Annotated in this window: 26 protein-coding genes and 1 riboswitch; of the genes, 6 read left to right on the top strand and 20 right to left on the bottom strand. The window is 42.5% G+C overall.

The window, feature by feature from the left end:
• Positions 1-7: 7 nt before the first annotated feature.
• From purH to purC, 8 genes are read right to left on the bottom strand one after another with little or no spacing between them, the layout of a single operon-like run.
• On the bottom strand, positions 8-1,546 hold the full coding sequence (gene purH, locus FE005_RS11360) for a bifunctional phosphoribosylaminoimidazolecarboxamide formyltransferase/IMP cyclohydrolase (protein ID WP_138371800.1): 1,539 nt from the start codon (positions 1,544-1,546) through the stop codon (positions 8-10).
• On the bottom strand, positions 1,543-2,124 hold the full coding sequence (purN, locus tag FE005_RS11355) for a phosphoribosylglycinamide formyltransferase (RefSeq protein WP_021150959.1): 582 nt from the start codon (positions 2,122-2,124) through the stop codon (positions 1,543-1,545). Before purN ends, purH begins: the two co-directional genes overlap by 4 nt.
• Positions 2,121-3,167, bottom strand: coding sequence for a phosphoribosylformylglycinamidine cyclo-ligase (gene purM, locus FE005_RS11350; protein ID WP_005472505.1), 1,047 nt, complete (start codon positions 3,165-3,167; stop codon positions 2,121-2,123). Before purM ends, purN begins: the two co-directional genes overlap by 4 nt.
• Before the next feature lie 21 nt (positions 3,168-3,188).
• On the bottom strand, positions 3,189-4,610 hold the full coding sequence (purF, locus tag FE005_RS11345) for an amidophosphoribosyltransferase (RefSeq protein ID WP_060814870.1): 1,422 nt from the start codon (positions 4,608-4,610) through the stop codon (positions 3,189-3,191).
• Positions 4,595-6,823, bottom strand: a complete 2,229-nt coding sequence (gene purL, locus FE005_RS11340) for a phosphoribosylformylglycinamidine synthase subunit PurL (RefSeq protein WP_113849834.1) — start codon at positions 6,821-6,823, stop codon at positions 4,595-4,597. The genes purF and purL overlap by 16 nt, the downstream gene beginning before the upstream one ends.
• Positions 6,816-7,493, bottom strand: coding sequence for a phosphoribosylformylglycinamidine synthase subunit PurQ (gene purQ, locus FE005_RS11335; protein ID WP_103300058.1), 678 nt, complete (start codon positions 7,491-7,493; stop codon positions 6,816-6,818). Before purQ ends, purL begins: the two co-directional genes overlap by 8 nt.
• On the bottom strand, positions 7,490-7,753 hold the full coding sequence (purS, locus tag FE005_RS11330; protein ID WP_003127200.1) for a phosphoribosylformylglycinamidine synthase subunit PurS: 264 nt from the start codon (positions 7,751-7,753) through the stop codon (positions 7,490-7,492). The genes purQ and purS overlap by 4 nt, the downstream gene beginning before the upstream one ends.
• Positions 7,744-8,466 carry a phosphoribosylaminoimidazolesuccinocarboxamide synthase gene (gene purC, locus FE005_RS11325; protein WP_060814873.1) on the bottom strand — a complete coding sequence of 241 codons (723 nt, stop codon included), beginning with the start codon at positions 8,464-8,466 and terminating at the stop codon, positions 7,744-7,746. The genes purS and purC overlap by 10 nt, the downstream gene beginning before the upstream one ends.
• Positions 8,467-8,730: 264 nt before the next feature.
• Between purC and FE005_RS11320 the strand changes: the two genes are divergently transcribed.
• From FE005_RS11320 to FE005_RS11310, 3 genes are all read left to right on the top strand, one after another.
• A complete protein-coding gene (locus tag FE005_RS11320; RefSeq protein ID WP_003127198.1) occupies positions 8,731-9,117 on the top strand; it encodes a hypothetical protein in 387 nt (128 codons plus the stop codon).
• Positions 9,118-9,263: 146 nt separating this feature from the next.
• Positions 9,264-9,821, top strand: a complete 558-nt coding sequence (locus FE005_RS11315; protein WP_230321047.1) for a DUF1054 family protein — start codon at positions 9,264-9,266, stop codon at positions 9,819-9,821.
• A 5-nt stretch (positions 9,822-9,826) separates the two neighbouring features.
• Entirely contained in the window at positions 9,827-11,875 is a 2,049-nt protein-coding gene (locus FE005_RS11310) for a penicillin-binding transpeptidase domain-containing protein (protein WP_138371798.1), read from the top strand.
• A gap of 73 nt (positions 11,876-11,948) precedes the next feature.
• Here FE005_RS11310 and purB read toward each other — a convergent pair whose 3' ends face one another.
• The 9 genes from purB to FE005_RS11265 form a co-directional block, all read right to left on the bottom strand.
• A complete protein-coding gene (gene purB, locus FE005_RS11305) occupies positions 11,949-13,247 on the bottom strand; it encodes an adenylosuccinate lyase (protein ID WP_041119285.1) in 1,299 nt (432 codons plus the stop codon).
• A gap of 13 nt (positions 13,248-13,260) precedes the next feature.
• On the bottom strand, positions 13,261-14,379 hold the full coding sequence (gene purK / locus FE005_RS11300; RefSeq protein WP_171917740.1) for a 5-(carboxyamino)imidazole ribonucleotide synthase: 1,119 nt from the start codon (positions 14,377-14,379) through the stop codon (positions 13,261-13,263).
• A complete protein-coding gene (gene purE / locus FE005_RS11295; RefSeq protein ID WP_003127192.1) occupies positions 14,372-14,857 on the bottom strand; it encodes a 5-(carboxyamino)imidazole ribonucleotide mutase in 486 nt (161 codons plus the stop codon). The genes purK and purE overlap by 8 nt, the downstream gene beginning before the upstream one ends.
• Before the next feature lie 172 nt (positions 14,858-15,029).
• Positions 15,030-16,334, bottom strand: a complete 1,305-nt coding sequence (locus FE005_RS11290; RefSeq protein ID WP_060814165.1) for a nucleobase:cation symporter-2 family protein — start codon at positions 16,332-16,334, stop codon at positions 15,030-15,032.
• Positions 16,334-16,915, bottom strand: coding sequence for a xanthine phosphoribosyltransferase (locus FE005_RS11285; protein ID WP_003127190.1), 582 nt, complete (start codon positions 16,913-16,915; stop codon positions 16,334-16,336). Before FE005_RS11285 ends, FE005_RS11290 begins: the two co-directional genes overlap by 1 nt.
• A 75-nt stretch (positions 16,916-16,990) precedes the next feature.
• A riboswitch (purine riboswitch) is annotated at positions 16,991-17,088 on the bottom strand.
• 89 nt (positions 17,089-17,177) lie between these two features.
• Entirely contained in the window at positions 17,178-17,855 is a 678-nt protein-coding gene (locus FE005_RS11280) for a hydrolase (RefSeq protein ID WP_138371797.1), read from the bottom strand.
• Between the two features lie 20 nt (positions 17,856-17,875).
• Positions 17,876-18,475, bottom strand: coding sequence for a glycoside hydrolase family 73 protein (locus tag FE005_RS11275; protein ID WP_003127188.1), 600 nt, complete (start codon positions 18,473-18,475; stop codon positions 17,876-17,878).
• Positions 18,468-19,256 (bottom strand): D-alanyl-D-alanine carboxypeptidase family protein, encoded by a 789-nt coding sequence (locus tag FE005_RS11270; protein ID WP_117474474.1) that lies wholly within the window; start codon positions 19,254-19,256, stop codon positions 18,468-18,470. The genes FE005_RS11275 and FE005_RS11270 overlap by 8 nt, the downstream gene beginning before the upstream one ends.
• A 13-nt stretch (positions 19,257-19,269) precedes the next feature.
• Positions 19,270-19,773, bottom strand: coding sequence for a hypothetical protein (locus tag FE005_RS11265; protein WP_034704725.1), 504 nt, complete (start codon positions 19,771-19,773; stop codon positions 19,270-19,272).
• 125 nt (positions 19,774-19,898) lie between these two features.
• Between FE005_RS11265 and FE005_RS11260 the strand changes: the two genes are divergently transcribed.
• A complete protein-coding gene (locus tag FE005_RS11260; RefSeq protein WP_081131358.1) occupies positions 19,899-20,855 on the top strand; it encodes a Gfo/Idh/MocA family protein in 957 nt (318 codons plus the stop codon).
• A 55-nt stretch (positions 20,856-20,910) separates the two neighbouring features.
• On the opposite strand, the gene FE005_RS11255 is transcribed toward FE005_RS11260, so the two are convergent.
• Positions 20,911-21,861 (bottom strand): aromatic acid exporter family protein, encoded by a 951-nt coding sequence (locus FE005_RS11255; RefSeq protein ID WP_005472481.1) that lies wholly within the window; start codon positions 21,859-21,861, stop codon positions 20,911-20,913.
• A gap of 96 nt (positions 21,862-21,957) precedes the next feature.
• Here FE005_RS11255 and FE005_RS11250 point away from each other — a divergent pair, with 96 nt between their 5' ends.
• Positions 21,958-22,554, top strand: a complete 597-nt coding sequence (locus FE005_RS11250; protein ID WP_003127183.1) for an aromatic acid exporter family protein — start codon at positions 21,958-21,960, stop codon at positions 22,552-22,554.
• A 188-nt stretch (positions 22,555-22,742) separates the two neighbouring features.
• Here the strand turns inward: FE005_RS11250 and nagA are convergent, their stop codons facing one another.
• Both nagA and FE005_RS11240 read right to left on the bottom strand, forming a co-directional pair.
• Entirely contained in the window at positions 22,743-23,888 is a 1,146-nt protein-coding gene (gene nagA / locus FE005_RS11245) for an N-acetylglucosamine-6-phosphate deacetylase (protein WP_060814168.1), read from the bottom strand.
• A gap of 56 nt (positions 23,889-23,944) precedes the next feature.
• A complete protein-coding gene (locus FE005_RS11240; protein ID WP_003127180.1) occupies positions 23,945-24,802 on the bottom strand; it encodes a helix-turn-helix transcriptional regulator in 858 nt (285 codons plus the stop codon).
• A 142-nt stretch (positions 24,803-24,944) separates the two neighbouring features.
• On the opposite strand from FE005_RS11240, the gene FE005_RS11235 reads away from it, so the two are divergent.
• A complete protein-coding gene (locus FE005_RS11235) occupies positions 24,945-25,124 on the top strand; it encodes a DUF2187 domain-containing protein (protein ID WP_003127178.1) in 180 nt (59 codons plus the stop codon).
• Positions 25,125-25,176 lie beyond the last annotated feature (52 nt).

Raw genomic sequence — 25,176 nt, 5'->3', positions numbered from 1 at the left:
ATGTCTTTTAATGTCTAAAATGCCGAACGCCAGTAAAGATCATCGCTACTCCGTATTGATCTGCCATTTCGATAGACGCTTGGTCTTTAATACTGCCTCCAGGTTGAATGATCGCCTTGATTCCCCGTTTTGCAGCATATTCCACGCTATCATCCATTGGGAAGAACGCATCGCTAGCTAAAACTGCATCCGTTAATTTTCCAGCTTCAGCAGCTTGTTCAATGGCGATTTTTACAGAACCCACGCGATTCATTTGGCCAGCACCAATTCCAACTGTTTGATATTGGTTCGCTAAAACGATGGCATTTGATTTGACATGTTTTACCGCTTTCCAAGCAAAAGCCATTGCTTCCAACTCATTCTTGCTAGGCTGACGTTTCGTTACGACCGTCCAATCCTTAGGAGATTCTGCTAATGTATCTTGTTCTTGAACTAATAAACCACCTAATACAGAGACCATTTCTGTTTCGACAGGATTTGCTACAAAATCTAACGTCATCAAGCGAATGTTTTTCTTCTTCGTCAAAATATCCAGCGCCGCTGGTTCAAAAGCAGGCGCAATCACGATCTCAAGAAATATTTGATGCAGTGCCGCAGCTGTTGCTTCATCAACGGGGCGATTCAATACGATGATTCCTCCAAAAATCGAAACTGGATCTGCTTCGTATGCCCGTTCAAAAGCGTCAAAAATCGTCGTCGCTGTTCCGATACCACAAGGATTCATATGTTTAAGAGCGACTGCAGTGGGTTCCGTAAATTCTTTTGCGATTCGCAAAGCGGCATCCGCATCTTTGATGTTGTTGTAGGACAATTCTTTGCCGTGAAGTTGTTTTGCACTAGCGATCGAATAAGGAACTGGCAATGCATCTTGATAAAAAGCAGCAGTTTGATGGCTATTTTCTCCGTAGCGCAACGTTTGTTTCAATTCATACGTCAGTGTCAACTTCTCCGGTTCAGATTCTTCAACTGCTTTTGTCAAATAATCGGCGATCAAGGCGTCATAAGCTGCTGTATGGCGAAATACTTTAGCCGCTAAGCGTTTGCGCGTGGCAAGCTGCGTCTGACCGGTTTCCGTCAATTCATCTAGAATGAGGGGATAATCTTTAGGATCAACGATCACTGTCACTGCAGCAAAGTTTTTTGCAGCGGAGCGCAGCATGCTTGGTCCACCGATATCGATATTCTCAATGGCTTGCTCTTCTGTCACATCCGCTTGGGCAATCGTTTCCTTAAAAGGATAAAGGTTGACAACAACCAGATTGATCGGCGCAATGTCATGTTTTTCCATTGCTGCTAAATGTTCAGGCAGGTCCCGGCGACCCAGCAAACCACCGTGGATCTTTGGATGCAATGTTTTGACACGTCCGTCCATCATTTCGGGAAATCCTGTGACCGTTTCTATCGCAATCGGTTCAAGACCAGCCGCTTCCAGAGCAGATTTTGTCCCTCCTGTCGAAATGATTTCGTAGCCGTTTTGTACTAAATTTTTGGCAAAAGATACGATCCCTTGTTTATCTGACACACTGATCAACGCTCTTTTTTTCACGATTGATGGTCTCCTTTATGAATGATTTCAGCTATGACCGCTGGATAGACTCGATGCTCTAATTGATGGATCTTTGCTTCTAAGCTTTCTAATGTATCTTCCGATTCGATACGTACCACTTCTTGCGCAATGATCGGCCCCGTATCGATACCACTGTCAACGTAATGAATGGTGATCCCAGTCACCTTCACTCCATAATGAAAGGCATCGGCAATACCGGATTTTCCAGGAAAACTAGGCAGCAATGAGGGATGCAGATTGATGATTCTATTGGGAAAAGCGGCTAGCAACGTAGGTCCAACGATCCGCATATAGCCTGCCAAAACGATCAGCTCAATCGAATGTTCCGCCAACTCGTTCAACAGTGCGGCTTCGAACGCTGCTTTCGAAGGAAATTTCTGCGGGGATAACTGCAATGTCGGTACCCCCGCGTCTTTAGCCCGTTCCAAGACAAATGCGGCGGCATTATCTGAGAACAGCAGCGCTAATGTAGCCCCTTTGAGTTCTTCTCCTCTAATCGCATCGGCAATTGCGGTAAAATTACTGCCGTTTCCTGATGCAAAAACAGCGATCCTCATAGCGGATCTCCTTGTAAAAGAACCGCATGTTCTTGAGCCTCCGTTACTTTACCAATAACGTAAGCTGCTTCATTCTGCTCGTTTAACAAAGCTAGCACTTGTTCTTTCTTCTCTGGTGCAACAGCAAGAACCATCCCAATCCCCATATTGAAGATCTCATACATTTCATGGGCCGGGATTTTTCCATAAGAAGCTAGAGCCTCAAAAATCGGCAGTTGCGGCCACGTTCCCAGTGTGATTTCTGCTGTTGTCTGCGGCGGCAACATCCGGGGAATATTCTCGATAAAGCCGCCACCCGTGATATGCGAGATACCGTCAATTAATTGTTTTTCAAGTAACGGCAGTACAGCGGATACGTAGATTCTCGTTGGTGTTAACAATTCTTCTCCGAGAGTTTTTCCGCCTAATTCCGGCAACTTCTCTGCCATTTGAAAACCTTGCTGTTCAAAAAAGATCTTGCGAACCAATGAATACCCGTTTGAATGGATACCAGAAGCAGGCAGCCCGATCAGAAAATGTCCCGGTTCAATCGATGCTCCCGTGATCAGACGAGATTTTTCAACAATTCCCACCGCAAAACCAGCCAAGTCATAGTCCTCTTCCGAGTACATCCCTGGCATTTCTGCTGTCTCACCGCCTATCAGAGCCGCTCCCGACTGAACGCAGCCCTCTGCAACCCCGGCGATAATTTGTTCGATTTTTTCGGGATCATTCTTGCCCACTGCGACATAATCCAAAAAATAGATCGGTTCTGCTCCTTGAGCGACAATATCATTGACACACATCGCAACACAATCGATTCCAATCGTTTGGTGTTGATTTTGTTGGATCGCTACTAATAATTTCGTTCCTACACCATCAGTACCGGATACCAGCACTGGTTCTTTCAGCGGATAGTTTGACAAGTCAAAACAGCCGCCAAAACCACCGATGGCACCCATTACACCTAACCGTTCTGTTCTTTTGACATGTTTTTTGATTCGATCAACGACTTCATACCCGGCGTTCACATCAACACCAGCCTTTGCATAAGCATTTGCCACTTTGAGTTCCTCCTGTACCATTTATTCGAGCGACGCTAAATAGCTTTCTTCATAATCATAAAGCGGTGTAGGATAATCACCATTGAAATAGGCCATGCACAATCCAGAATAGGGGGCATCTAAATCTAACCCGATTGCTTCGATCAAGCCAGTCTCACTGAGAAAAGCCAACGAATCGGCACCGATCGTTTGGCGAATTTCTTCGACACTTTGCCGAGCAGCGATCAGTTCTTTCCGCGTCTGAATATCGATTCCGTAAAAACAAGGATATCTTAATGGCGGTGAAGCAATCCGAACGTGAACTTCTTTGGCACCGGCTTCTTTTAACAATTGAACGATTCGTCGGCTAGTAGTGCCGCGAACGATCGAGTCATCCACCATGATCACTTTTTTTCCTTCAACCACACCCCGGACGGCAGATAGCTTCATCCGAACGCCTTGTTCCCGTAATTCTTGAGTGGGCTGGATAAATGTTCGTGCAATGTATTGATTTTTGACTAATCCTAATTCGTAAGGAATGCCAGATTCTTCTGCAAACCCGCTGGCGGCCGATAAGGATGAGTTCGGTACACCGATCACCATATCTGCTTCGATCGGTGCTTCTTGGGCAAGATTACGTCCCATATTTTTTCGTGCAGTATGGACATTGACGCCGGCAATATTCGAATCTGGTCGTGCAAAATAAATGAATTCCATTGAGCAAATCGCTGGTTGGACTTCTTCCGTATATGTTTCAACACGGTAGCCCGCTTGATCCACAATGACAACTTCCCCAGGACAGATATCTCGAACAAATTCAGCTCCGATCACTTCTAAAGCACAAGTCTCTGAAGCAATCACATAAGCACCATTGACCATTTTTCCTAACGAGAGTGGCCGAAATCCATTTGGATCAAGAGCAGCGATCATCGCATCTTCTGTCAGCAAAAGATATGCAAATCCACCTTTCACTTGATTCAGCGCTTCTTTGATGCGATCCAGCAAATTCGCTTGACCACTGCGGCGAATCAGATGCATCAAAATTTCGGTATCTGAATTTGAATGAAAAATGGCTCCTTCAGACTCAAGTGATTTCCGCAAACTCTTGGCATTGGTTAAGTTCCCGTTGTGCGCCAACCCAATCTGCTGATCAAAAAACTTAAAAAGAAAAGGTTGGATATTATCGACGCTGCCATTGCCTGCAGTAGCATAGCGAACATGTCCGATTGCTGCTTCACCTGTCAATCGTTGAAGAAGTCGTTCATCGGAAAAAACTTCTGCTAATAAGCCAAGATCCCGATGTCCGGCAAGTTTGCCTTGCTGATTTGCGACGATCCCAGCGCCTTCTTGTCCCCGATGCTGTAAACTGTGCAAGCCAAAATAAGTAACTCGGGCAGCATCTGGGTGACCCCAGACACCAAAAACCCCGCATTCTTCATTCAAGCTTTTTACTTCAATAGACATGGAATTGCTTCCTCCCATTTCTTACGTGCTAAGGCTGTTTCCACTACGATCATTCCATCGTTACCTTGGATTTTTAGTTGCGGTTCTGCTGTAACTTTTCCGATGAGACAAGCGCTATCACCTGCCAAAGCTTCAAAAGCGGTTTGATTTTCTGGAGCAATGGACAGCACAAATCGCGATTGTGTTTCTGAAAAAAGCCAAGATTGCGGCAAATCTAGTTGAACAGATATACCGACATTCTTCTTAAACGCAGATTCAGCTAATGCAACAGCTAATCCGCCTTCTGCACAGTCATGGGCACTTTTTACAAGTCCAGCCTGGATCGCAGATAAGACGATTGCCTGATTCTGTTTTTCTTCTAATAGATCAAATGCCATCAAACGGCCATTGATCGACCCATTTTGTAATTTTTGGAGTTCACTGCCGTTAAAGTCGGCCTTCGTTTCTCCAATCAAATAAATCAAATCCTCCGGTGTCTGGAAATGTTGTGTGGTGATATGTTCGACCTTTTCAATCAGCCCTACCATACCAATCACTGGTGTTGGATAGATTGCCTGCCCGTTGGTTTCATTGTACAGCGAAACATTACCTGAAATAACAGGAGTTTCTAGAATTTCACAAGCTTTGGCAATCCCTTCTGCCGATGTCCATAACTCCCAAAAGCCTTCTGGTTTATCCGGCGAGCCATAGTTGAGACAGTCTGTGATCGCTAGTGGTCGTCCCCCAGAAGCAACAATATTGCGAGCTGCTTCTGCTACAGCAATCTGTCCGCCTCGTTCAGGATCAAGGTACAAGTAGCGAGCATTACAGTCCGTGGTCATAGCTAAAGCTTTGTTGGTCCCTTTGATCCGCAGGACTGCAGCGTCACTTCCTGGGCCAACAACGGTATTGGTTCTCACTTGAGAATCATAGGTTTCAAAAATCGATTTTTTTGAAGCAATCGTGGGTTGCTGCAACAATTGTAAAAAGACTGCTGTTGCATCATCAATGACTGGTTCAAAATCAGGCTGTTGACGAAATGCTTGGATTCTAGCAGGTTCTGCTTTTTCTTTATGATAAGTTGGCGCATCTTCTGCCAAAGCATCAACAGGTAAATTGGCAACTTCTTTTCCCTGATGGTACAAGCGATACGCACCATCATCGGTTACTTCACCAATCACTACCGCTTCCAATCCGTATTTTTGAAACAACGCTTCAACTTCTGCTTCATGTCCTTGTTTCACACAGATCAGCATCCGCTCCTGGGATTCTGATAGCATCATTTCATAAGGTGTCATACCAGTTTCTCGTTGCGGTACATCATCTAAATAAAGTTTTAATCCTGAACCAGCTTTTGAAGCCATTTCAGAACTGGAAGAAACGAGACCGGCTGCCCCCATGTCCTGAATACCGATCAAACTGTCTGAATGTTCAAGGATCAGCTCAAGACAAGCTTCTAATAACAATTTTTCCATGAAGGGGTCTCCTACTTGGACAGCCGAGCGCTGCTGTTCTTCTCCCTCCACGAACTCCTCGGAAGCAAATGTTGCACCATGGATCCCGTCTCTACCTGTTTTTGCTCCCACATACATGATTATGTTACCAACGCCTTTGGCCTGTCCTTTTTGAATATCTTTGTGGTCGATCAAACCGACACACATCGCATTGACCAATGGATTCCCTTCGTAACAGGCATCGAAGGCAACTTCACCACCGACTGTAGGGATTCCGATACAATTTCCATAGCCGCTGATTCCTGCCACGACTTCTTCTAAAAGGTATTTGGTCCGCTCATTCGTCAATTCGCCAAAACGCAACGAATCTAGGATCGCGATGGGCCGCGCCCCCATACTGAAAATATCACGAATAATCCCACCGACGCCGGTTGCGGCGCCTTCATAAGGCTCCACGGCCGAAGGATGGTTATGACTTTCTGCTTTAAAGACAACTGCTTGGCCATCACCAATATCGACGATTCCCGCTCCTTCGCCTGGCCCTTGTAAAACTTGCGGGCCTTCGGTTGGAAATTTGCGCAAGACCGGCTTGGAATTTTTATAGGAACAATGTTCGCTCCACATTACTGAAAAGAGACCCGTTTCTGTATAATTAGGTAGTCGACCTAATATTTCTTCTGAAATCATTTGGTATTCTTCATCAGTGAGCCCCCATTGTTGATAAAGCTTGGTTTCTTTGATTTCCTGTGGTGTTGGCTCTGCTATGATTGCTTTATTCATGTACTGGCACCTTCCCGAAATTTTTCAATAAAGACGCAAAGAACTTCTTGCCATCCTTTGAGCCAAGCAACTCTTCCATTGCCCGCTCAGGATGGGGCATCATCCCTAAAACATTGCCTGCCTTGTTGCAAATGCCGGCAATACCATGTAAACTCCCGTTAACGTTATCCACATAACGGAAGACAATCTGGTTATTGGCTTCCAGTTCCTGGTAGGTTTGATCGTCGCAATAGTAATTTCCTTCTCCATGAGCGACAGGGATCGTGATCCGTTCATCTTGCTGGTATTCAGAGGTAAAAGGCGTCTGGTTATTGACTTGCAACTGTACCGGCTTGCAAATAAAGTGCAGCGATTCATTTCTGCGTAAAACCCCTGGCAGCAAGCCAGCTTCTGTCAAGATCTGGAAGCCATTGCACGTACCAAAGACCGGTTTTCCTTCTTCTGCAAAACGAATGACTTCTGCCATAATATTCGAGAAACGTGCGATGGCTCCGCAGCGAAGGTAATCCCCGTAGGAGAAACCTCCTGGAAGCAATACACCATCAAAGCCAGCTAACGAGGTCTCGTCATGCCACACATATTCGGCTTCTGCGCCCATCACATCTTTGATGGCATACATTAAATCGACATCACAATTCGAACCAGGAAAAACGATTACTGCAAATTTCATTGTTCCTTGTCCTCCATCTCAATGATTTCATAACGATAAGTCTCCATATTGACATTTGCCAGTAACTTGTCACAAACTTCTTCAATTTCTGCCGCTACTGATTCTTTATTGCTGTCTGTAACTTTGATCTCAAAATATTTCCCAATACGTATTTCAGAGACATTTTGATACCCCAAACGATGAACCGCTCCTTTGACTGCTTCTCCTTGAGGATCCAAGACCGACTCTTTATAAGTGACATAAACTTTGACTAAATACATGAACTATACTCCTTTTCTAAGCGATTTAATACTTCTTGATAAACAGGAATCAGATCCCCGATTTCACGACGATAGACATCTTTATCCAAATGTTCTTTCGTTGTCAGATCCCATAAGCGACAAGTATCCGGCGAAATCTCATCCGCTAAAAGAATTTTCCCATCACTTTTACCGACTTCAATTTTAAAGTCGACCAAGTGGATCTTAATTTTCTCAAAGAGTTGGCACAATGCGGTGTTGATTTGTCGAGCAAGCATTTTGATTTGAGCAACTTCCTCAGGGGTGGCGATTCCCAAATAACGAATGTGATCTTCATTGATGAAAGGATCGTCTAAGCGGTCTTCTTTGTAATAAAATTCAATAATCGGAAAAGGCAGCTGCTCCCCTTCAGCAATTCCCAGGCGCTTAGAAAAGCTGCCGGCAGCCGTATTACGGACGACGATTTCCAACGGTATCATTTCAACTTCACAAACTAATTGTTCGTGTTTAGACAATATTTTGATAAAATGACTTGGAATACCCTGCTTTTCTAATTCTTGAAAAATAAGACTGGTAATCTGATTATTCAGTGCTCCTTTTCCTGAAACTGCATCTTTCTTCAATCCATTCAACGCGGTAGCCTGATCGAGATACTCCACACGGAGCTCTTTATCTTTGCTAGTCTTGAAGAGTTTCTTTGCTTTCCCTTCGTAAATCAATTCTTCTTGCACCACCGGACACCTCACAAAAGTTAGTTTTTTCACATAGATTTTTAGTCTCTTCTTGTTGTTTTCTATTCTAACAACGCAAAGAATAAGGGTCAACAAAATAATGTACATTAACAACTAAGTTTTCTTTAAATGTTCGTGTTTAACTTAAAATCATTTTTTGTTCTGCTGATTTCCGACTTTTTCACACGCTATAAAGCGTTTACATTTATTTTTTTTCATGTTATATTGATTTTGTGAATACTGGTATCTCCAAGGAGGAATTGATTCATGTGGTCACTGAAAAATCAAGCGCAACGATTTATCGCTCATTTATCGGACACCGACAGAAAACAGCTACATAATGAACTACTTGCCGTTCAACAAGTGTTGACCGCAAATCAAATGACATCTTTTTATTTATTCAGTCCATTCAAAAAACATGCCCGGCCTCATTATTCCGAACATCGAAAACGGGTACTCCAATATAAAAACGGATTAAACGAAGAATTGATTATCCATCAAATCCATCAGCAGACTTTCTTTAAACACACCTATTGTTTCCGTATTTATTTCAATATGGAAGAAATGCAAACTGCCTTTTTGGATGTCTTGCTAAACTTACTCAATGAGGAAAAGACTTTCACTCCTTTAAAACCTAATTTTATAAATAGTTAAACACACTCTTAAAAAACGCCTAAATTGTGATTTTAAGGGTGTTTTTTTGCTATACTATCTCTTAGAATACAAGAAAGGAATTCTACTCTATGTTATTTACTAATAAAAGCTTTCACGTCTTCCAAGCTTCGAGCTTGGAAGAACGAATGCAGGAAATTCGTAAAGAGATCCAACCGATTTTTCAGCAAATTGGTGAAAAAGTCTGCCCTTTTTTCACAGAAAAGCTAGACACTCCTTTTTATCTGCATATCGCACAGCACCGACGGCGAAGTGTCTATCCTCCAGAAGAAACTTGGGCAGCTTTTGGACCAAACAAGCGAGGTTATAAGATGGATGCCCACTTCCAGATCGGTATTACTCGTGAGTATGCTTTTGTCTGGTTAAGTGTGATTGATCAGCCGAAAAATCAACAGCAAATCGCTCGCTGCTGGTCAGAGAAACCGGTACTGTTTGAAACTCTACCTCAAGATTTTGTCCTCTCTCTGGATCATACGCAATATGGCTATCAGCCGATCCGAGAATGGCCCGCTGCTCTAGAGCGGCTGACTACTGTAAAAAAAAGCGAATTACAGATTGGCAAAGTCTATCTCAAAGATCAGATTTCTACGCTCACTATGGAGCAACTGTTAGCAGATTATTGCTTGCTGCTGCCGCTTTATCGGAATCGCGAAGAGTTACCGATACTTAACCAAGAAGGGAATTAAGAAAAATGGAACGACAAAATCGCCGCTCTCAAAATCAACCACCAAAAAAACGGAAGACTTTACTGATTGTTCTTCCTCTGCTCTTATTGCTTGTAGTAGGTGGCTTTTTCGGCTATCGCTATTATGACAAACAGCAACGACAAAATCAGGCAGAGAAAGTCGTCCACTCATTCATTGAGAACCTTTCAAAAAACAAATTCGACAAATTACCATCCTTGATTCTTTCTGATAGCGCAGAAAGAAATGGTTATACCAATGATCAAGTAGCAGAAAAATATCAAACAATTTTCAGCGGAATTGATGCTGCCAACATCAAGGGTTCCAAAATCACTTTAAGCGATGATGTCAAAGATGCAGATTATCAGTTTACGTATCAGTTATCTCTCACTACTAGCTTGGGGGAAATCAAAGATCTGAATTATTCCGGAACCATCAAATTTGAAAAAGATCAGCCAAAAATCGATTGGGCTCCAAACCTGATTTTCCCTGACATGGCTGGACAAGATAAAGTAAGTATTTCTGTTGATGAGGCTGTTCGAGGTGAAATAGTGGATCGCAACAAAACACCACTGGCTGCTAATGGCACCTTGTACCAGCTTGGGGTGATTCCCGGACAATTAGGAGATGGAGAGGATAAAGAGTCAAGAATCAAAGCGATCGCTAAGCAGTTTGACCTGACTGAGAAAGCGATCCAGCAAGCATTGGATCAATCTTGGGTGCAAGACGATTACTTTGTTCCTTTGAAAATCGTGGAACCCACAGCTGATCTCCCAACCGGTGCAAGCATTCAAGAAACCGCGGGCAGAACCTATCCATTAGGTGAAGCCGCTGCACAATTGATTGGTTATGTAGGAGACATTACGGCTGAAGATGTTGAAAAAGATGATACATTAGCCAGCAATGGAAAAATTGGCCGCTCTGGTCTCGAGGCAGCTTTTGACAAAGAACTTCGAGGAAAAAACGGTGGTAAGATAGCGATCACCGATGAAAAAGGCACAGAGCGAAAAGCATTGATCGAAACGAAAAAAACTGACGGCAAAACGATTCAACTCACGATCGATGCCAAAGCACAGAAAATCGCTTTTGATTCCCTTAAGAATCAGGCTGGTTCTACCGTGGTCACTGAACCAACCACAGGGGATCTGCTCGTTCTAGCTAGTTCTCCAAGTTTTGATCCCAATAAAATGACCAACGGAATTTCACAAGAGGACTATGATGCTTACCAAAACAATAAAGATCTACCATTTATCAGCCGCTTTGCAACTGGTTATGCTCCCGGTTCAACCTTTAAAACAATCACAGCAGCCATCGGTTTAGACAATGGAACGATCAATCCAGAAACCGTCCTTTCAATCAACGGATTGAAATGGCAAAAAGATAGCTCTTGGGGAGATTACTTCGTGACTCGGGTCAGCGATGTCGCATCCGTTAACTTGCGTAACGCTCTCGTCTATTCGGATAATATCTATATGGCTCAACAAACATTGGCGATGGGTGAAGACAAATTCCGTGCTGGTTTGGAGAAATTTATTTTCGGTGAAGAATTGGACTTGCCGATTGCCATGAACCCTGCACAAATCAGCAATGACAAATCCTTCAATTCTGAGATTTTGCTGGCAGACACTGGCTATGGCCAGGGAGAATTGTTGATCAATCCAATTCAACAAGCAGCGATGTACTCTGTTTTCGCCAATCAAGGATCTCTGGTTTATCCACGATTAGTGATGGGTGCAGAAACAAAGACGAAAAAAGAGTTGATTTCACCAGAGACGATTTCACTGATCAATGAGGATTTGAAAGCTGTCGTTACCGATGAGAATGGGACAGCCCATTCCCTAGCAGCCCTCGGTTTGCCTCTTGCTGCCAAAACTGGAACAGCTGAGATCAAGGAGAAACAAGATGAGAAAGGACAGGAAAATAGCTTCTTATTTGCTTTCGATGCCCAGAATCAAAAGTATTTGATGGTGTCCATGCTAGAAGATCGGCAAGAAAACTCTTCTGCTACAGCATTAGCCCCAGATCTTTTGTCTTATCTTTCCGAAAACTATAACTAAATAATAAAACTACCCCAAAAGGCACGCTGCTTATTGAAGCAGCGTGCCTTTTGTTTTTTTCGGGGTTTATTTCCTATTCACCTAAACCTACGCGCGCAAAAATCGTATCCACTTGCTTTAAATGATGATGATAATCAAATGCATCATCCAAGTCTTTTTCACTTAACGTAGACATAATGGTTTGGTCAGCTTCTAACAATGGTCGAAAATCCCGCTGTTCGTCCCAAGCTTGTGCCGTCTTCGGCTGAACAAGATCATATGCCTGTTCTCGAGTCATGCCATGATCGATCAATTTCAACATAACACGTTGACTATAGATCAAGCCAAAAGTCGCATTCATATTACGTTTCATATTTTCTGGGAAAACAGTCAGATTTTTGACGATCGTTCCAAAACGATTGAGCATATAATCAATCAAAATCGTTGTATCCGGGATAATAATCCGTTCAGCAGAAGAGTGAGAGATATCTCGTTCATGCCAAAGAGAAACATTTTCATACGCCGTCACCATATGGCCGCGGATCACTCGTGCTAATCCCGCCATATTTTCTGAACCAATAGGATTGCGTTTGTGCGGCATTGCGGAAGACCCTTTTTGCCCTTTAGCAAAAAACTCTTCAACTTCTCTTGTTTCTGATTTTTGCAATCCACGGATTTCTGTCGCAAATTTTTCAATGCTTGTTGCAATCAGTGCCATGGAAGCAAAATATTCTGCATGGAGATCTCGCGGCAATACTTGCGTAGAGATTTCTTGAGGACGAATCCCCAACTTGTTACATACATATTCTTCAACAAATGGCGGAATGTTGGCAAATGTTCCTACTGCACCGCTGATTTTCCCAGCTTCAACTCCAGCCGCCGCTCGTTCGAAACGTTCAATATTGCGTTTCATTTCAGAATACCACAAGGCAAGCTTCAACCCAAATGTCGTCGGTTCGGCATGCACCCCATGGGTCCGTCCCATCATGACAGTATATTTGTGTTCTTTTGCTTTTTCACCAATGATAGCTGTGAATGTTTCTAGATCTTTACGGATTAAGTCATTCGCTTGCTTCATCAAGTAACCATAAGCCGTATCTACCACATCAGTAGAAGTCAGCCCATAGTGGACCCACTTACTTTCGTCACCAAGCGATTCAGAGACAGCCCGGGTGAATGCGACCACATCATGACGCGTCTGTGCTTCGATCTCTAAGATACGGTCGATATCGAAAGTTGCCTTCTCTCTAATTTTTTCCACATCTTCTTTGGGAATCTCACCAAGCTCGGCCCACGCCTCATCAGCTAAGATTTCGACTTCTAGCCATGCTTGGTATCGATTTTGATCTGTCCAAATTTTGCCCATCTCAGGTCTTGTATAACGTTCTAACATGCGTTACTCTCCTTTAATCCCAAATATTCGTTTGATAGATTTCTTCCAATGAAGCAGTAATGTCTTCGGTCAACAACGTAATGTGTCCCATTTTCCGACCGCTCTTTGCTTCTTCTTTGCCATAATAATGGAATTGCCAATCTGGCTTATGAGCAATCAGGTCATATGTTTCAATGAGTTCATCACCTAAGATGTTCACCATGACCGCATCACTCAACAGTTTAACCTCTGCAAGCGGCCAACCGCAGATCCCACGTACATGGGCATCAAACTGGCTCATAGAACAAGCTTCAATCGAGTAATGACCTGAATTATGTGGGCGTGGTGCCAACTCATTCACATATAGTCCGCCGCTTTTCGTTAAGAACAGCTCGATCGCTAAAACACCGCGTAAATCAAGGGCTTGCGCAATCACACGCGCGATCCGTTCTGCTTCCTCCGCTACCTCAGAATCGATTCGAGCAGGTGCAATCGTTTGATGCAAGATATTGTTGCGGTGGATATTTTCAACCACTGGGAAAGTGGTGATTTCACGACCATTCCCTGCCACCATGATCGAGAGTTCTTTTTCGTAAGGGATCCATGCTTCTAATTCACAAGTTCCTTCTCGCAAAAGATTCATCGAAGGCGCTAAATCAGCTGTGCTGTATAAAACATATTGCCCTTTGCCATCATAGCCTCCTCGAGTCGTTTTCAATACACAAGGATAGCCGATACTCTCGATGGCATCTTGAATATCGGTAGGACTGATGATTGTCGCATAAGGTGCAATAACAATATTATTGGCTTCTAAAAAAGATTTTTCTAACAAGCGATCTTGGGTGATTGCCAATAGATCAGTTCCCTGAGGAATATTTGCATAGGGCAAAATCGAATTCAAAGCCTCTACGCTGACATTCTCAAATTCATAAGTAATCACATCAGAACGCCGCGCCATTTCTTCCAGTGCAAAGACATCGTCATAAGCAGCAACAATATGCCAGTCAGCTACTTGTGCTGTCGGACAATTGGCTGTTGGATCCAGCACGCCGACACGGAAACCCATTTTTTTGGCACTCATTGCCATCATACGCCCCAATTGTCCGCCGCCAACGATTCCGATCGTCGCATTGGGCATCAAAGGTTTAATCAAGTTGATCACTACTTTCCACTACTTTTTCTTTCAACGTCTTTCTTCGTTGATCCAACTTTTCCGCTATTCCTAAATCATACATGGAAAGCATCTGAGCTGCAAGTAGTCCCGCGTTGATTGCACCAGCTTTTCCAATCGCTGTCGTTGCCACAGGAACGCCTCCCGGCATCTGTACGATGGAAAGTAACGAATCCAATCCATTTAATGTTCGTGATTGAACGGGTACGCCAATCACGGGTAACGTTGTTTTTGCAGCGACCATACCTGGCAGATGAGCGGCACCGCCAGCACCAGCAATGATTACTTTCAGCCCTTTTTCTCTTGCATTTTCGGCAAAGGAAAACATCAAGTCCGGTGTCCGATGAGCCGAAACAACCTTTTTGATATAGGGAATCCCAAGCTCCTCTAAAATCTCACAACTGTGTTTCATCGTCTCCCAATCCGACGTACTGCCCATAATGACTGCTACTTGTTCCATAAGACAACTCCCTTCGATTATTCACTTAAATACTAGCAAGTGACATCCATAAAGTCAAAAGAAAATCGAACTATAGAAAAAATACGAGATATATTGTTCGTCTTTTTACAAAAGATTATTTCTTCTCTCTAAAACAAAAAAAGCATCCTGTTGACCAGAATGCTTTCGTAAATCAAACTTCGTTAAATTCTCCTGATTCGACCGCTTCTTTTTTTGGTAAGCCATTGAATAAAAGATTCAAGATAATCGCAGTCATGCTGCTCATAACAATTCCGTTACCAGTAAACATTTGCAAGGTTTCAGGTAAGCGGCTAAATAAAGTTGGCATAATGTTGAACCCTAAGCCGAATCCCAGTGAAACAGCGATAATCAGCAAATTTTTGTCATTTGAATAGTCGACTTTCGACAACATTCTCATCCCTTGGACAGCCACCATGCCGAACATGACTAACATGCCGCCACCCAATACAGCTTCAGGAATGATTTGCGCCAAAGCACCAACTTTCGGAAACAAACCTAATATAATCAAAAAGACCGCAGAGAAATAAATCGGTTTACGGGTTTTGATACCAGATAACTGTACGAGCCCTACATTTTGTGAGAAGCCCGTATAAGGGAATGTGTTGAAGATTCCGCCCAGAATCACTGCTAACCCTTCAGCCCGATAACCTTTTTTCAATGATTCTGATGAAACAGGTTGTCCTGTAATATCTCCCAGTGCAAAATAGACCCCCGTAGACTCCACCATACTAACGATTGAAATAATGATCATCAATAAAATCGACCAAATATCAAAGGTTGGTAACCCAAAGTAAAACGGCTGCGGCAAATGAAAGACAGGCGCGTGAGAAATCGCGGATAAATCAACTAACCCTAAGACAGCTGCTAGCAAAGTTCCGCCGATCAAACCGATCAAAACAGCAATCGAACGAAGAAATCCTTTGGCAAAAATCTGAATACCAATAATTAATGCAATCGTGACAAAACCTAAGAGTAAATTGTCTGGTGCGCCAAAGGAAGCTGCGGCAGCATCCCCACCACCGATTTTGGTAATGGCAACGGGGATCAACGTCAAACCAATCACTGTAATGACAGTTCCCGTAACCAATGGCGGAAACAAGACTTTGATTTTTGAGAAGACACCGGAGATCAAAACAACAAAAATACCAGAAGCAATAATGGCTCCATAAATGGCACCGATCCCTGACTTAGTTCCGATCAAAATCAATGGTGAAACAGCTTGGATGGCACAGCCCAAGACAACCGGCAATCCGATCCCGAAGAAACGGGTGACGGTCAATTGCAGCAATGTTGCTACCCCGCACATAAAAATATCAATGGAAATCAAATAAGTCATTTGGGCTTCATTAAATCCTAACCCGGTTCCAATCAATAGTGGTACTGCGACAGCACCCGCATACATCGCGAGCAAGTGCTGCAACCCTAAGACAGCAGAGCGTCCATTTTGTTCGTTCATTAAGCGTCACCCTCCAAGAAAGTTGCTTTACCCTCGGATAAGGAAGCGATCCGCGCGAGAGAAACAACAGGAATCGACATTTCTTCAAGCAATGCTCGTCCAGATTGGAAGGATTTTTCAATGACGATTCCGATACCAGCAACCGTTGCACCGGCTTGCTGGCACAATTCGATCAATCCTTTTGCTGCTTGGCCATTTGCTAAAAAGTCATCGATGATCAATACATTGTCTTCCGCAGACAAAAATTTCCGAGAAATCGATACTTGACTCGTGACTTGCTTGGTAAAGGAATAAACCGAGGCTGTCAATAATTCTTCGTCCATTGTCAGACTTTTGGCTTTACGGGCAAAAATCATTGGCACACCTAATGTTTGTGCCGTAAATAAAGCTGGTGCAATCCCTGAAGCTTCGATAGTCACTACTTTAGTAATCTGCTCTGCTTGAAATCGTTTGGCAAATGTCGTGCCGATTTCCTGCATTAATTCCGGATCCACTTGGTGCGTTAAAAAACTATCAACTTTCAGAACGCCATCACCTAAAACATTTCCGTCTTTTTCGATCCGTTCGATCAACTTTTTCATCCTATACCTCTTTCCTTTCCATTTAGGCCTATCAACAAAAAAACACCTTTTTTGCTAAAGCAAAAAAGGTGCATCAATGGCACTTTTTTTACTTATAGTCCGATATTTACGGTATCGGGTAGAGACTGTCGACCTTATTACGACGATATACAAGTTAAATTTTATGAATGATAGGTTCGATTATGCCGAAGATTGATTAAAAAGGCAAGTTTAGAAAACTCTTCCAAAATAAGAATGTTCTCATTTTATTTCTCAATGCTCACTAATCAGGTTTTTCCATTTCCCGATAGTGCTGCATTTTTTTGCTGAATAACTCTCCATTGGAAGGTGGTGTATAGGTGATTGCATTGGCGCCTGCTTCGATCGTTTCTAAAATACTTTCATCTGTAGGGCCTCCAGTAGCGATGATTGGCAATTCAGGATACCGCTCGCGAAAATAACGAACAGTCTCAGCGGTTTTTTTCTCAGCACTGATATTGATCACTTTGACACCTAGCTTCAATTTTTCATCAATTTTGGTATATTTACTAGTTACGGTACTGATCACAGGAATATCAATGACCTTACAGACCTGCTCCACAGTTTTCAGTGGTGTCGGACCATTTAGCACCACACCAATGGAACCTTGCGCTTCTGCAAACATGCTCATATAAGAAGAACGAAATCCTTGAGTCAAACCTCCTCCGACCCCCGAAAATACGGGAATATCAGCTGCCTCGATAATCGCTTTGGTAATCGCAGGGTGCGGGGTAAAGGGATAGACGGCAATCACCGCATCTGCATTGGTATTGCGGATGATTGCAATATCTGTAGTAAAAATGATCGAGCGGATCTGTTTGCCAAAAATTTGAATCCCGCTGGCTTGTCTGATAACTTTAGGAACTTTCACGATATCTTTTCGCAGTTCCGTTGTGATCTTTGGCATGTATTTTTCTTCCATGGGCACCCACTTCTTTCCGTCTATTGGTCGTATTGATTTAAATGATAGGTTTCAATTACACGAATGATTTTCTCTGCATAATCCGGATCTGTGGCATAACCAGCTTCTTGCAATGCTTTGGCAGCTGTTTTGTAGTCTGTTGCCGACAAAACATTTACATAGAGCGCTGGATTCCAGTCTACGCCATTGACAAAGAGCATCGTGTGGTCATCCATGGACTCTTCCCACGAATCATAGACTCGAAAATCGCCTTGGATCGTTACCCACTGCTCATTATAAAACTCTTGGGTATCTAATGTCACTTTTTTACTATGTCCAAATGCTTTGATTCCGAAAAGATTATTGTATTCACTAGCTAGTGTACTTTTGCCCCAATCAGACTCCAAGATGGCTTGCCCTAAAATAATGCTCGGTAAAATACCGTACCCCTTTTGCAATTCCTGTGCATGAGGTGCAATGCGATCAATAAATTCTTGCTGAGTCATTTCTTCACTATCCTCTTGTTTCGGCAAGGGATCGGCTAAACTGTTCATTGAAAAAATAAAAGCAAGCCCAATCAGGAGGATACCTAAAAAGACAAACGGCAGTCGAGTCTTCGTTGTTTTGCGTCGTTTACTCATTTTCTTCCTCCTGTTCTTTTACTTGCTCTAGAAATTCTTCCAGAGTCAGTTGATGTTTTTCAATATATGTAGCAGTTTCTACACCAACATAGCGTAAATGCCAAGGTTCATAATCGATCTGAGTAATGGCCTGCTTTCCTTCTGGGTAACGAATGATAAAGCCGTATTCCCGGGCATGCGCTTGCAGCCACTTGCCGCCATCTGTCTCACCAAATCGGTGGTCCAATACGGTTTCTGGATAAGAATCATACCATTGTCGATCAACTACGTCTACGGCTAAACCCGTATGGTGTTCACTGTAACCTGGTTCTGTCATCGTTCGTTTGGTTGTTTCGATTGCCTTCTCTTTGTTTTGTCCTTGACTCATCAGCATCGTGACATTCTGATCAAAAACAGCCTTTTGCGAGGCGATGGAGCGAAAGGCGGAGATCATCACTAAAGGATGACCAGCTTTTTCTGCGGCAGCTTTTAATTTTTCATAGTCAGAAACGATTCGTTTGTCCACGAGATAGCCATTGGTTAATTTTGCTAATCCCCCCGTATCGATTTCAGTTCCTTTATTCAGGGGGCCCACTAAAACAAGCGCCCAATCATTTAAAGATACTTTAGGAAAATCTTTACTCTTCTGAGAGACTCTTGTTTGTTCTTTTTCACTGCTAGACGCCACTGTCTGACTACTTGCGATTGTTTCGCTGCTCGCTGAATGTTCCTGCTGCAGACTAGCTACCAAACTAATTAATAGAAAGCCAGCAGCAGCTAAGATACCTAAATATTTTTTCAAAAAAACCCTACCTTTAATTATATGTCTCTTCTAAATTCTCTTTGACCCATGCCAACAACTCAATTTTCTCATTCTTGATTTGTTGTTGGACAAAAGCAGGCAGACGGAAGTTCAAAATATCGTCATAGCCCCATTCATCATACGTAATACTGACTCTTAAATCAAGGTATTGAGTACTTTCTTCAGATTGTGTTAATAATTCCACTTTTGCCAAATCATTTGAAAGCCACGTGCGTGCAATCTGTGTCTTCATTTTCTTGAATTCAGCTACCGCACTTGTTCTCTTTTCGGGATAGATCACCGTTTGACGAACAATTTTTTGAATCAGCATCCATTCATAATCAGAGAACAGCAATTTGATTTTCTGATTTTCAGCAGGTGTCAAACTCGCTGTCCCATTTTTCCAGGCCTCCCATTGTTCTCGATCGATTCCAAGCTGCGTTTCATAGAAACGAGCTTCCGTAGAATATTGTTCAATAACTGTACTTAAAATAATTGCAATAGACACGTTATGCATCATACATCCCTCCTGTATCTATTTTACTGAAAGCTGGACATAAATGGAACTTTTAACTTTGGCTTTGCAATATTTTTAAGATTCACTAAGTTTTGTTATACTAAAAACGAAGGAGCTGATAGAAAATGAAAAAATATCGTTGGGGCATAATTGGCCTTGGAGACATCGCCACACAATTTGCCGCTGGATTTGCAAGCGATGCTAGCGAATTGTACGGTGTCTGTGCCCGCCGTTACTCAAAAGTCCAAGCATTTGCGGAACGTTTCTCGATTCCTCAGGCTTATGAATCTGCTGAAGCAATGTTGGCTGATCCATCGATCGATATCGTCTATATTGCGGTACCAAATGATATCCACCATCACTACATCATGGCAGCACTGGCAGCAGGGAAACACGTTCTTTGCGAAAAAGCGATCACTACAAGTGGCGATGAACTTGCTGAAGAACTGGCCTTAGCCAAAGAAAAAGGATTGGTTTTAGAAGAGGCGATGACCATCTACAACATGCCGCTTTATCATCGTCTAAAAGAAATCGTAGCCTCTGGCAAACTAGGAAAATTAAAAATGATTCAAGCACCTTTTGGCAGTTACAAGGATCCTGATCCTCAAAATCGTTTTTTCAATCCTGATTTAGGCGGCGGTGCACTGCTTGACATTGGTACTTATGCCGTCTCTTTTGCCCGCTTTTTCATGAGTGAGTCACCAAAGGTAGAATTCAGCAGCATGAAGCCTTTTGAAACCGGCGTTGACGAACAATCCGTGACGATTTTGCGTAACCCAGCTGATGAAATGGCCAGTGTGACCCTAACTTTCCAAGCTAAAATGCCAAAAACAGGAATCGTTGCTTTTGAAGAAGGCTATATCACAGTCGAAGAATATCCGCGGGCTGATAAAGCAACCATCCACTATCGTGATGGCTCCAATGAGTTTATTGAAACAGGCGATACGACCCAAGCACTAAATTACGAAATCGCCAATATGATTAAAACTATTGAAGGGACTTCTAAAGGATCGATCCATCTAACAAGTGACGTCATTGCCGTCTTAGACCAGATGCAACAATTTTGGAAGCAAACAAAATAAAACAATTGACTGCCCAGCGATTTGATTCGCTGGGCAGTCGTATTCTTTCCTTTTCTTAATGATCCCGTTCAGCAAATTCGGCTTTGATTTCAATAAAACGTTTAAACGACTGCAAAAATTGAAACAATTGCGCGCGATTTTCAAACTCCTCGCGATTTCTAGGCAGCGGTTTTTGTCGATAATCTTGATACAACTCTTCGATCCTTAGCAAAAGGTCTTCGCCGTCGTTAGCTTCATCAAATGTTTCTGCGGTATACAGCAGCAAGGCACGAAATTTCTCTGTATAAACTTCTTCTACCCAAATGGATCGCAAGAGACCAATCATTTCTGTCAACAAACGAACTTGCGCACGCCGCATCGCAAAATACGCTTCATAGTAACTATTCTTTTGGCTCCATTGGTTTTCTTGATGGACCTGTGCTTTTTCTTGTCCTTGTCGAATCTTTGCCAATAATGATTGACATTGCCCTTGCAAGGTCAATCGAGAAGGTTGATTTAAGTGTTCAGACATATCTTTTAAAAGTCTTTTAAACGTCTTTTCTGTTTCTTGCTGCAATTCTTTCAGTTCTTTTTCTCCATCTGGCATATAAAGATTAAATACTAATGCAAAGCCAACTCCGAGAATCATGAGCAAGAATTCATTGACGATCAAGCGCCAAGCAAAGGATTCTTCCAGTAAATAGTGCGTTACTAAGACTGAATTGACCACGATGCCATCTGTCAATGAAAAACGGACAGCCATTGGGATGAACAAAAACAAAAAGAGCACAAACCCTAAAGGATTATATCCCAGAAGCGAAAAACTGCAAAATGCCAGAATTGTCGCCAGTGCCAGTGAGATCAAGCGTCCAATGCCCGTATAAAGCGATGTTTTCTTTGTGTTGCCTACGCTCAAAATCGCAATGATCCCTGCGGCTGGCGCATATAATAACCCAATCGCTTGAGCCACTGCCATCGATAAACCCGAAGCAATCGCTGTCTTGACTGTTCTCATTCCAATTTTCATTCTGCACCTCCTTTCAAAGTATACTAAACAAAAAAGGATTTCACTAGAATTTATCGGTTATTTTGGTTATGATTAAAGAAAAGGAGGAAATCGATCATGCAATTTGGCCGCTTTCGTCTAGGGATGCGAACGATAAAAACCGCAATTGCTGTCATGTTGTGTATCTTGCTGTTTCGATTTTTGAATCGCGGACAGCCTTTGATCGCTGCCCTTTCCGCTGTCTTCTCACTACGTCAAGATTTAACAACGACCCTTTCTTTTGGGAAATCACGAGTTTTAGGAAATTCGATCGGTGGGGCTACTGCCATCATCTACTTCTTCATGAAACAATATTTCCACAATGATTTTTTGATCGAGTTATTGGTGCTCCCCGCTTTAGTGGCCTTCATTATCGTTCTTTCGGATGGGATCAATAATAATTCCGGTATTATTTCTGGAATTGCTACGATGTTATTGATCACTCTTAGTGTTCCACAAGGAGAGTCTTTTATTTTTGCATTAGATCGCGTATTAGACACTTTTATTGGTACGCTGATTGCGATCTTCATCAATTTTGTCTTGAGGCCTCCCGAAAAAGAAAAACAAGCAGAAATCAAAGAAGACTTGGTTGTATTGAAGGAAAGAGAAACGGAATTGAAAACTATGCTGGAAGATGTTCAAGAAGAAATCTCCAAGCAGCAAGAACAAAAATAAACGCCCTCTCACTACTTAGCTTTTTGCGTATCAAGACAGCTTGTGAGGAAGGCGTTTTTGCTGTTTTCTTTTGTTGGGCAAGAAAAATTTGATCTACCTTCCAGCTATTGATGAAAATCGATAAAACAATTAAACGTTTTTACAAAAAAGCACAGATCACCAATTGGCGATCTGTGTCTTTTTTCTGCTTAAGCTTCGTACCGGCAAACACCATCTAAAAATGTCGCTTGCAGATTCATTTGAGGGTCCAACACGATAAAGTCAGCTGCTCGACCTTTCTTGATCATGCCGCATTTGTCATCGATTTTACAACTGATTGCTGGCACTAGACTTGCCATCATGATTGCTTCTTGCGGGGTAGCAATCTCCCACTCAACAACATTTTTGATGGCTTCTTTTAATTTCAAAATACTTCCGGCCAAGTTTCCTTCTTTTAGACGAGCTGTTCCATCTTTTACGACAACAGGGAATTCTCCAAGAATATAATCTCCATCCGGCATACCTCCTGCCATCATACAGTCGGTGATCAAAGCAACATGGTCATGCCCGGCTTTTTCCATCAAGATCTCAGCCGCTTGCGGATGAACATGATGTCCATCACAGATCAATTCAGAGAATACTTCTTTTAATGATAGCAATGCTCCTACCATCCCTGGTTCACGGTGATTTAGTCCTCTCATTCCGTTATAGGCATGAACAAAAACACTGGCTCCTGCTTCAACAGCAGCTTCAGCTTCCTGTAAAGTCCCATTACTATGACCTAAGGCAACCACAACACCTTCTTCTGTCACTTGAGACACAAAATCGGTAACGCCTTTACGTTCAGGAGCTAAGGCAATTTTTTTGATAATCCCACCAGAAGCTTCCTGCCATTCGTGGAATGTATCGATGTCTGGATCACCAAAATAGATTGGATTTTGAGCACCTTTGTGTTCTTCAGTAAAGAAAGGTCCTTCAAAATAAATCCCTTGGATTTTCGCACCGGTAACAGAATCTTTCACTTGTCCGACAGTTTCTGCTACATCTCTTAGACGTTCTTTGCTGGAAGTCAATGTCGTCGGCAAGAAAGAAGTTACACCACAAGACAATAAGCCTTCTGACATAGCTTTGATCCCTTCTGCATCGTTGTCCATGACATCGTGGTTCATGAACCCATGGATATGGGTATCTACGAGTCCTGGAGCTATCCATTGCCCAGAATAATCTTTTACTTCCGCATCTTCCGGTACTTCATTGACGATATCGCCAAATTTGCCGTCAATGATCTCCAGATAACCTGCCCCATGAACAGCTGACTTCAAAAAGAATTTGTCCGCATAAATATATGTTTTCATCTTGATCGCTCCTTATTTCTTTTCTTCCTTAAAATTACTCTTATTTGAGTAAGAAGTCAAGAAAGGTCTACACCATTTCTCGATGAATTTCGAATATCGACGACCGCTTGATAAAGAGCAAAACTTTCATCGGCTGCTTGCTGATTGTCAAGAGCGACAAAGACATGGCCTTTCAGTTCAAACAATTCTTCTAAAAAATAGAAACTGTTCTTTTCTCTGGCAAGATCGATACCTTCTTCTAGAATTTGTAAAGCAGTGGTGAATTCTTCTTGTTTCGCTAAAAAAACTGCATAGTTGTAGAATACTTTGGTCAAGGTTGTGGTCATCCGTTCTGCCGGCAGCACTTGCACCCCATGGTAACTTTTTTCTAGATGAAAACGTGCTTCTTCTAATTGCTGCATATCATTATACACTCGCCCCATACAACTTAAGAGTCGAATCTCCATCACAGAGATATTGATTTTATCTTGCTGATAAGAGTAGGATAAGCCTTTTTTAAGGCTTTCAATCGCTGCTTCATAATCTTGGAACAAGAAATATTCGCAACTCCCTAAAAAGTAATAGTACATTTGCATGTCTGCGTCCAAATATAGATAGTCCATGATCGTTTTATCCTGCAGTTTGGTCAATAACTCTTGGTACTCTTTATGAACAAAATGGCTTTCCATTTGAGCGAACACTTGATTCGTTCGATTGATCTCTTCAGCATGGAGCATCATTACTTGATCTAAGGTAACGCCTAATCGTTGACAGATTTGATGCATGACCAATACATTCGGTAATTCTTCATTATTTTCGATCCGGCTCAAAACACTTTGTGAACAGATATCTTCTGCCAACATCTTTTGTGTCATCTTGCGCTTTTTGCGGAACGTGCGAATGATTTGGCCAAAGGATTCTTGTGAATTTGCCATGACTCTCCTCCAACTTTTTCAACATTAAAAAAAATGCGAATTCGCATTTTTAATTTTCTTCATTTTAGCACATAATAGCAAAAAGGAAAGCAATTCCAACAATATCTTGGTATTTTTTAACAATTTAAAACGAGGTGTTTCTATGACGATTAACAGCACCATTACCTTCACTTGGGAAGGCAAGGTCTATGCAGGAAAAGTCGAAAGAGAATATGAAAATTCGGTTCTTGTGCAAGTGACAGACCCTAGCGAAGAAATGCTGGAAAAATTCAATGATCGAATGATCATCAGTAAAAAAAAATGTCAGCAGACTGCTGACTAAGCATATGCAATAAGCGCTATGATTTTAAGATATTCGATCAATCAAAAAAACG

The sequence above is a fragment of the Enterococcus sp. M190262 genome (assembly GCF_005843965.1).
Classification (GTDB): Bacteria; Bacillota; Bacilli; order Lactobacillales; family Enterococcaceae; genus Enterococcus_D; species Enterococcus_D gallinarum.
The sequence above is the reverse complement of the archived record's forward strand: the minus strand, read 5'-3'. Positions and strand labels throughout refer to the sequence as shown.